The sequence below is a fragment of the Pseudorhodoferax aquiterrae genome, assembly GCF_014652235.1.
In the GTDB taxonomy this organism is placed as follows: Bacteria; Pseudomonadota; Gammaproteobacteria; order Burkholderiales; family Burkholderiaceae_C; genus Pseudorhodoferax; species Pseudorhodoferax aquiterrae.
In genome coordinates this window covers 54,008-61,229 of sequence record NZ_BMYK01000031.1, presented here as the reverse complement: position 1 = coordinate 61,229, position 7,222 = coordinate 54,008, and the positions used below count along the sequence as shown (strand labels likewise).

7 protein-coding genes are annotated in these 7,222 nt (G+C 74.3%); all 7 read left to right on the top strand.

The window, feature by feature from the left end:
* Window positions 1–125 precede the first annotated feature (125 nt).
* The 7 genes from IE209_RS28905 to fabG are packed head-to-tail and all read left to right on the top strand — an operon-like array spanning window position 126 to window position 7,220.
* Window positions 126–2,507, top strand: a complete 2,382-nt coding sequence (locus IE209_RS28905) for an MMPL family transporter (RefSeq protein WP_189690341.1) — start codon at window positions 126–128, stop codon at window positions 2,505–2,507.
* 11 nt (window positions 2,508–2,518) lie between these two features.
* On the top strand, window positions 2,519–3,349 hold the full coding sequence (locus IE209_RS28900; RefSeq protein ID WP_189690340.1) for a polysaccharide deacetylase family protein: 831 nt from the start codon (window positions 2,519–2,521) through the stop codon (window positions 3,347–3,349).
* Entirely contained in the window at window positions 3,346–4,071 is a 726-nt protein-coding gene (locus IE209_RS28895; RefSeq protein ID WP_229883110.1) for a class I SAM-dependent methyltransferase, read from the top strand. Before IE209_RS28900 ends, IE209_RS28895 begins: the two co-directional genes overlap by 4 nt.
* Window positions 4,068–5,255: a beta-ketoacyl-[acyl-carrier-protein] synthase family protein gene (locus IE209_RS28890; protein ID WP_189690339.1), complete on the top strand. Its 1,188-nt coding sequence runs from the start codon at window positions 4,068–4,070 to the stop codon at window positions 5,253–5,255. Before IE209_RS28895 ends, IE209_RS28890 begins: the two co-directional genes overlap by 4 nt.
* Window positions 5,252–6,049 (top strand): beta-ketoacyl synthase chain length factor, encoded by a 798-nt coding sequence (locus tag IE209_RS28885; protein WP_189690338.1) that lies wholly within the window; start codon window positions 5,252–5,254, stop codon window positions 6,047–6,049. Before IE209_RS28890 ends, IE209_RS28885 begins: the two co-directional genes overlap by 4 nt.
* Entirely contained in the window at window positions 6,043–6,492 is a 450-nt protein-coding gene (locus tag IE209_RS28880) for a hotdog family protein (RefSeq protein WP_189690337.1), read from the top strand. Before IE209_RS28885 ends, IE209_RS28880 begins: the two co-directional genes overlap by 7 nt.
* Window positions 6,489–7,220: a 3-oxoacyl-ACP reductase FabG gene (fabG, locus tag IE209_RS28875; RefSeq protein WP_189690336.1), complete on the top strand. Its 732-nt coding sequence runs from the start codon at window positions 6,489–6,491 to the stop codon at window positions 7,218–7,220. The genes IE209_RS28880 and fabG overlap by 4 nt, the downstream gene beginning before the upstream one ends.
* The last annotated feature ends 2 nt before the right edge of the window (window positions 7,221–7,222 follow it).

Here is a 7,222-nt window from a genome sequence, read left to right as displayed (position 1 = left end):
CCGGGCGGAGCCCGTTCCGCGGCTGCACTCGCATGGCCTGCTCCGCGGCCTCTCGACCAGTGCCATGCGCGCCGGTTCGTACGCTTCAAGTGGCGCGCTGGAATGAGCGCACGGGCCCCGTTCTGATGCGCAGGCTGCGCCACACCGCCGTCCTGCTCTGGCTGCTGTTCGTGCTGGTCGCGGCCGTCATCACGGCGCGCACGCACTACGTGGCCGACCTGTCGGCCTTTCTGCCGCGCAACCCGAGCGCCGAGCAGGCCGTGTTGTTGGACCAGCTGCAAAGCGGCGTGGCCTCGCGCCTCGTGCTGATCGGCCTCGAGGGCGGCGACGCCGAGCAGCGTGCGCGCGCCTCGCTGGAGCTGGGCCGGGCCCTGCGCGCCAGCGGCGCCTTCGACGCCGTGCACAACGGCGACAACAGCGCCTTCGCCGACACCGGCCAGTTCCTGTTCGCGCACCGCTACCTGCTGAGCCCGGGCGTGGACGCGCAGCGCTTCACGGCCGAGGGCCTGCGCGAGGCCATCGACGAGACCACCAGCCTGCTCGGCACGCCGGCCGGCAGCCTCGTCAAACCCATCCTGCTGCGCGACCCCACGGGCGAGACGCTGCGCATGGCCGAGCACATGCTGCCGGCCCAGGCGCCGCGCAGCGAGGGCGGCGTCTGGGTCTCGCGCGACGGGGCGCGCGCCGTGCTGCTGGCCACCACGCATGCCGACGGCGGCGATCTGGACGGCCAGGAGCAGGCCCTGGCCCTGGTGCGCGCGCGCTTCGCGCAGCAGGCGGATGCGCCCGCGCTCACGCTGCTGGTCTCGGGCGCCGGCAGCTTCGCGGTCGCGTCGCGCGCGCAGATCAAGACCGAGGTCGAGAAGCTCGCCATGGCCGGTGGCGTGATCGTCGTCGGTCTGCTGCTGCTGTCCTTCGGCGGTTCGCTGCGCACGCTGTTCACCGCGCTGCTGCCCGTCAGCACCGGCGTGCTGGCCGGCATCGCGGCCGTGAGCCTGGCGTTCGGCAACGTGCATGGCATCACGCTGGGCTTCGGCACCACGCTGATCGGCGAGGCCGTGGACTACGCGATCTACTACCTGATCCAGGCCCGCGGCGCCCCGCACACCGGCGCCGGCGCGCGGCGCTGGCTGCAGGTCGGCTGGCCCACGGTGCGGCTGGGTCTGTGGACCTCGCTGTGCGGCTTCGCGGCGCTGCTGTTCTCGGGCTTTCCGGGCCTGGCCCAGCTGGGCCTGTTCTCGGTCGCCGGCCTGGCCGGCGCGGCGCTGACCACGCGCCTCGTGCTGACCGCGGTGGCGCCGGACGGCGCGCCCGGCCTGGGCCTGCGCCGCCACCTGGGCCGCGGTGTCGCGGTGGCCATGCGCTGGCTGCAGCGGCTGCGCTGGCCGCTCGCCGCGCTGGCCGTCGCCGCCGCCGTCGCGCTGGCCTGGCTGCCTTCGCCCTGGCGCGGCGACCTCGCGGCGCTGAGCCCCGTGGGCGAAGACAAGCTGCAACTGGACGCATCGCTGCGCGGCGACCTCGGGGCGAGCGATCCCGGCGTGGTGGTGGCCGTGGCCGCTGCCGACGAGGCCGGCGTGCTGCAGGCGGCCGAGGCGGCCGGTGCGCGGCTGGACCGGCTCGTGGCCGCGGGCCAGCTGGCCGGCTATGCCTCGCCCGCGCGCATCCTGCCCAGCCCCGCCCTGCAGCAGGCCCGGCGCGATGCGCTGCCGGACACCGGCGAGCTGCGCCGACGCCTGGAACAGGCGACGCAGGACGGCCCGATCGCCTCGCCCCGTCTCGCCCCCTTCGTCGAGGAGGTGGAGCGCGCGCGCGGCCAGCCTTTGCTCACCCGCGCCGCGCTGGACGGCACGCCGCTGGCCGCGGCCTTCGACGCGCTCATGGTGCCGGGCGGCGGCGAGCGTCCCTGGCGTGGCATGCTCACGCTGAGTCAGGGCAGCCAGCCGCTGGACACCGCGGCGCTGCGTGCCGCCTTCGCCGACATGCCCCAGGTGCAGGTGGTGGACATCGCGGGCGAGTTGCGCGGCATGTACGCGCGCTACCTGCACGAGGCCGGCGTGCAGGCCGCGTTCGGCGCGCTCGCGCTGTGCCTGGTGCTGCTCGTGCACCTGCGCTCCTGGGCGCGGCTGTGGCGCATCGCCCAGGCGGTCGGCGCGGCGTCGCTGATCGTCATCGCCACGCTGGCACTGGCCGGCGTCGAGCTCGGCATCCTGCACCTGGTCGGCCTGCTGCTGACCGTGGCCATCGGCTCCAACTACGCGCTGTTCTTCGACCAGCTGCGCGCCGAGCAGGACGCGCACCGCGGTCCCGGCCCCATGCCGGTGGACGAGGACCTGCTGGCCTCGCTGGCACTGGCCAACGTGACGGCGGCGACCTCGTTCTTCCTGCTCGCGCTGTCCAGCATCCCCACGCTGTCGGCACTGGGCCAGGTCGTGGCGCCCGGCATCGTGCTGTGCCTGCTGCTGTCCGCGGCCTTCATTCCTACACGCGCTGCGGCGCGCGTCCAGTAAATTCCGGGCCGATGCACGCTGCCGCCGCCTCCTCCGCCCCCGCGCAGCGCTGGCGTGCGCCACTGCTGCTCAAGGCCAGCGCGGCCTGCCACCTGGGCGCGGCGGGCCTGGCGGCCGCCGCGCCGCCGCTGTGGCCTTGGGCGCTGGGCGCCGTGGTGCTGGACCACGCGCTGCTGACGGCCACCGGCCTGTGGCCACGCTCGACCTGGCTCGGCCCCAACCTGCTGCGCCTGCCCGCCCCGGCCATCGCGCGCGGCGCGATCGCCGTGACGCTGGACGACGGCCCCGACCCCACCGTCACGCCCCAGGTGCTGGACATCCTGGACGCGCACGGCGCACGCGCCACCTTCTTCTGCATCGCCGAGCAGGCCACGCGCTACGCGCCATTGGCGCGCGAGATCGTGCGGCGCGGCCACAGCGTGCAGAACCACAGCCTGCGCCACCGCCACGACTTCTCGGTGCAGGGGCCGCGTGCGCTGCGCCGCGAGATCGGCGAGGCGCAGGACCGCATCGCCCAGGCCACGGGCGAGCGGCCCAGCTGCTTTCGCGCACCGGCCGGCCTGCGCAACCTGTTCCTGGACCCGGTGCTGCACGCGCTGGGCCTGCGGCTCGTGAGCTGGACGCGGCGGGGCTTCGACACGCGCGAGGCCGATCCGCAGGCCGTGCTCGCGCGCCTGACCCGCGGCCTGGCCGCCGGCGACATCGTGCTGCTTCACGACCGCCATGGCGCGCCCATGGCCGATGGCCGCCCCGTGGTACTGCAGGCCCTGCCGCTGCTGCTCGCGCGGCTGCGCCATGCCGGCCTCACGCCCGTCACCGTCCCCGAGGCCTTGCACTCTTGAACCCGTCTCAAGCCTGGACTTCCCTGCGCGAGCGGGCCTGCGCGCCCTACCGGGCGGCCGGCCGCTTCGCCTGGCATTTCGCGCGCGGCAAGCTGTCCATGGACCCGGTGTTCCGCCACCTGATCGAAGCCGGCCACATCCGTCCCGGCGCCCATGTGCTGGACATCGGCTGCGGCCAGGGGCTCCTGGCCAGCCTGCTCACCAGCAGCGGCGCCCAGGCCCGCGCGGGCCGCTGGCCGGCCGCCTGGCCGCCGGCACCGGCGCCGGCCCAGGTGACCGGCATCGAGCTCATGCCGCGCGACGTGGAACGCGCCCGCGCCGCGCTCGCGCCGCTCGGCGCGCAGGCCCGCTTCGTCTGCGGCGACATGCGCGACACGGCATTCCCGCCGGCCGATGCCGTGGTGATCCTGGACGTGCTGCACTACATCACGATCGCCGAGCAGAACGCCGTGCTGGCCCGCGTGCGTGCCGCGCTGCCGCCCGGCGGCCTGTTGCTGCTGCGTGTGGGCGACGCGGCGGCGCGGCGCGGTTTCGCCATCAGCCAGTGGGTCGACGCCGTGGTCACGCGCGTGCGCGGCCACCGCGTGCTGCCGCAGTACGGGCGCACGCTGGCCGAGTGGTCGGCCGAGCTCACGCGGCTGGGCTTCGCCGTGAGCAGCCGGCCCATGAGTGCCGGCACGCCCTTCGCCAATGTCCTGCTGATCGCGAAAGTGAAGGAATGAACCCTCTTGCCATCTCTGCCTTCACGCTGACGACCGCGCTGGGCGCCGGCCGCGCTGCCACCCTGGCGGCCTTGCAGGCGCAGCGCTCCGGCCTGGCGCCGCTGCGCTTCATGGACCTACCCCTGTCCACCTGGGCCGGCGAGGTCGAGGGCGTGGACGGCGTGCGCCTGCCCGCGCCGCTGGCCACGCTGGACTGCCGCAACAACCGCCTGGCCTGGCTGGGCCTGTCGCAGGACGGCTTCGTCGATGCCGTCGCGCGAGCCCGCGAACGCTGGGGCGCGCGCCGCGTGGGCGTGTTCCTGGGTACCAGCACCTCGGGCCTGCTGCAGACCGAGCTGGCCTACCGCAACCGCCAGGAAGACGGCAGCCTGCCCGAGGCGTTCCGCTACGCGGAGACCCAGAACACCTACTCGCTGGCCCTGTTCACGGCCGAGGCGCTGCAGCTGGCGGGCCCGCGCTTCGTCGTCTCCACGGCCTGCTCGTCCAGCGCCAAGGTGTTCGGCAACGCGCAGCGCATGCTGCAGGCCGGCTGGATCGACGCGGCCGTGGTCGGCGGCGTGGACAGCCTGTGCCTGACCACGCTGTACGGCTTCAACGCGCTGGAACTGCTCGCACCCGAGGCCTGCCGGCCCTGGGACGCGCAGCGCCGCGGCCTGTCCATCGGCGAGGCCGCGGCCTTCGCGCTGATCGAGCGCGATGCCGACGCGCCCGAGGGCTGGGTGCTGGGCGTGGGCGAGACCAACGACGGCCACCACATGAGCACGCCACACCCCGAGGGCGCCGGCGCGATCGCCGCCATGCGCGCCGCGCTGGACGCCGCCGCGCTCGCGCCGGCCGACATTGACTACATCAACCTGCACGGCACGGCCACGCCGACCAACGACGCCTCGGAGGACCGCGCCGTGCGCGCCGTGTTCGGCGCCGCGACGCCGCCGTGCAGCTCGACCAAGGGCGCGACCGGGCACACACTGGGCGCGGCCGGCGGCGTGGAGGCCGCGATCAGCCTGCTCGCCCTGCAGCACGGCTTCATGCCCGGTGGCCTGAACCGCCGGCAGCCCGACCCGGAACTGCACGTGCCCTACCTGGACCACAACCGCAATGCACCGCTGCGCCGCGTGCTGAGCAACTCCTTCGGCTTCGGCGGCACCAACGCCAGCCTGGTGCTTGGAAAGGACCGTGCATGAACCCGCTCTACGTCGAGGGCATCGGCCTGCTGGGCCCGGGCCTGCCGGACTGGGCCACGGCGCAAGCCGTGCTGCGCGGTGAGGCCGCCCATGCCTTTGCACCGACCCAACTGGTGCCGCCCGCGCGCCTGCCGCCGGCCGAACGCCGGCGCGCCGGGCCCGTGATGCGCCTGGCCATGGCCGTGGCCGATGCCGCCATCGCCCAGGCCGGCTCCGACCCGTCCACGCTTGCCACGGTGTTCACCTCCTCGGGCGGTGAAGGCGCGAACTGCCATTCGCTGTGCGAGGCGCTGGCCGTGCCCAACCCACTGATCTCGCCCACGCGCTTCACGAACTCGGTGCACAACGCCGCGGCCGGCTACTGGCACATCGCCGTGGCCAGCCGGGCCAGCTCCACCAGCCTGTGCGCCCACGACGGCAGCTTCGCCGCCGGCCTGCTCGAGGCCGCGGCCACGCAGCAGGCCGAGGCCCGGCCGCTGCTGCTGGTGGCCTACGACCTGCCCTATCCCGAGCCGCTGAACAGCAAGCGGCCGATTCCCGAGAACTTCGGTGTGGCGCTGCTGCTCGCACCCGAGCGCAGTGCCGCCAGCCTGGGCCAGCTGCGCGTGCGCCCGGTCGCGCCGGACGGCGGCCCGAGCGCGTGTGCCGACGCTTCGCTGGAAAGCCTGCGCTGCGCCATCCCCGCGGCTGCCGCGCTGCCGCTGCTCGAGGCGCTGGCCCGACAGTCCTCGGCCACGCTGCGTCTGCATTACCTGGACGATCTGGCCTTGCAGGTCGAGGTGGCGCCGTGTTAGATGCGGCCGGCATCGCGCGGCTGATCCCGCACAGCGGCCGCATGTGCCTGCTGGCGCGGCTGGAGCGCTGGGACGCGCACACCATCGTCTGCAGCGCCAGCAGCCACCGCGACGCCGACAACCCGCTGCGCACGGCCTCGGGCCTGCTCGCGCCCTGCGCGATCGAGTATGCGGCCCAGGCCATGGCCCTGCACGGCGCGCTGATCGGCCAGCAGGCCGACGACGCGGCAGACGCGGCCCGCCCGGGCTTCCTCGCCAGCGCGCGCGGCGTGCAGTTCCACCGGCTGCGGCTGGACGATCTGGCCGGCGCGCTGACCATCGAAGCGCAGCGCCAGGCCGGCGACGCGCAGCAGATCCTCTACCACTTCCGCGTGCAGCACGCGGGCCAGCCCGTGGCCGAAGGCCGGGCCGCCGTCGTGCTGAACACGCCGCTCGCTGCATGAACACTCCCACCCGAAAACGTGCCCTCGTGACCGGCGCCAGCGGCGGCCTCGGCCGCGCCATCGCGCTGCAGCTCGCGCGCGATGGCCACCACGTCATCGTCCACGCCAACCGGCGTCTGGCCGCGGCCCAGGCCCTGGCCGAGGAGATCGTTGCGGCCGGCGGCAGCGCCGAGGCCGTGGCCTTCGACGTGACGGACGCGCAGGCCAGCGCCGCGGCCTGCTCCCAGCTGCTCGCGGCCGGGCCGGTGCAGATCCTCGTCAACAACGCCGGCCTGCACGACGACGCGGCCTTCCCGGCGCTGCGGCCCACACAGTGGCAGCAGGTCATCGACGTCTCGCTGAACGGCTTCTTCCACGTCACGCAGCCGCTCACCATGCCCATGGTGCGCACGCGCTGGGGCCGCATCGTCAACATTTCGTCGATGTCGGCCGTGGCCGGCAACCGCGGCCAGGTCAACTACGCGGCGGCCAAGGGCGCGCTGAACAGCGCCACCAAGTCGCTGGCGCTGGAGCTGGCCAGCCGCGGCATCACGGTCAACGCGGTGGCGCCCGGCATCATCGACACGGGTATGGCGCAGGACTTCGACAAGGCCACCATCGAGCGCATCGTGCCCATGAAGCGGGCCGGCACGGGCGAGGAAGTCGCGGCGCTGGTCGGTTTCCTGGCCTCGGACGCGGCCGGCTACATCAGCGGCCAGGTCATTTCCATCAACGGAGGGATGGTCTGAAC

Bases quoted from the DNA above. Each gene is read 5' to 3' on its own strand.
- IE209_RS28905 (WP_189690341.1), top strand. From the start codon at position 126: ATGCGCAGGCTGCGCCACACCGCCGTCCTGCTCTGGCTGCTGTTCGTG.
- IE209_RS28900 (WP_189690340.1), top strand. From the start codon at position 2,519: ATGCACGCTGCCGCCGCCTCCTCCGCCCCCGCGCAGCGCTGGCGTGCG.
- IE209_RS28890 (WP_189690339.1), top strand. From the start codon at position 4,068: ATGAACCCTCTTGCCATCTCTGCCTTCACGCTGACGACCGCGCTGGGC.
- IE209_RS28885 (WP_189690338.1), top strand. From the start codon at position 5,252: ATGAACCCGCTCTACGTCGAGGGCATCGGCCTGCTGGGCCCGGGCCTG.
- fabG (WP_189690336.1), top strand. From the start codon at position 6,489: ATGAACACTCCCACCCGAAAACGTGCCCTCGTGACCGGCGCCAGCGGC.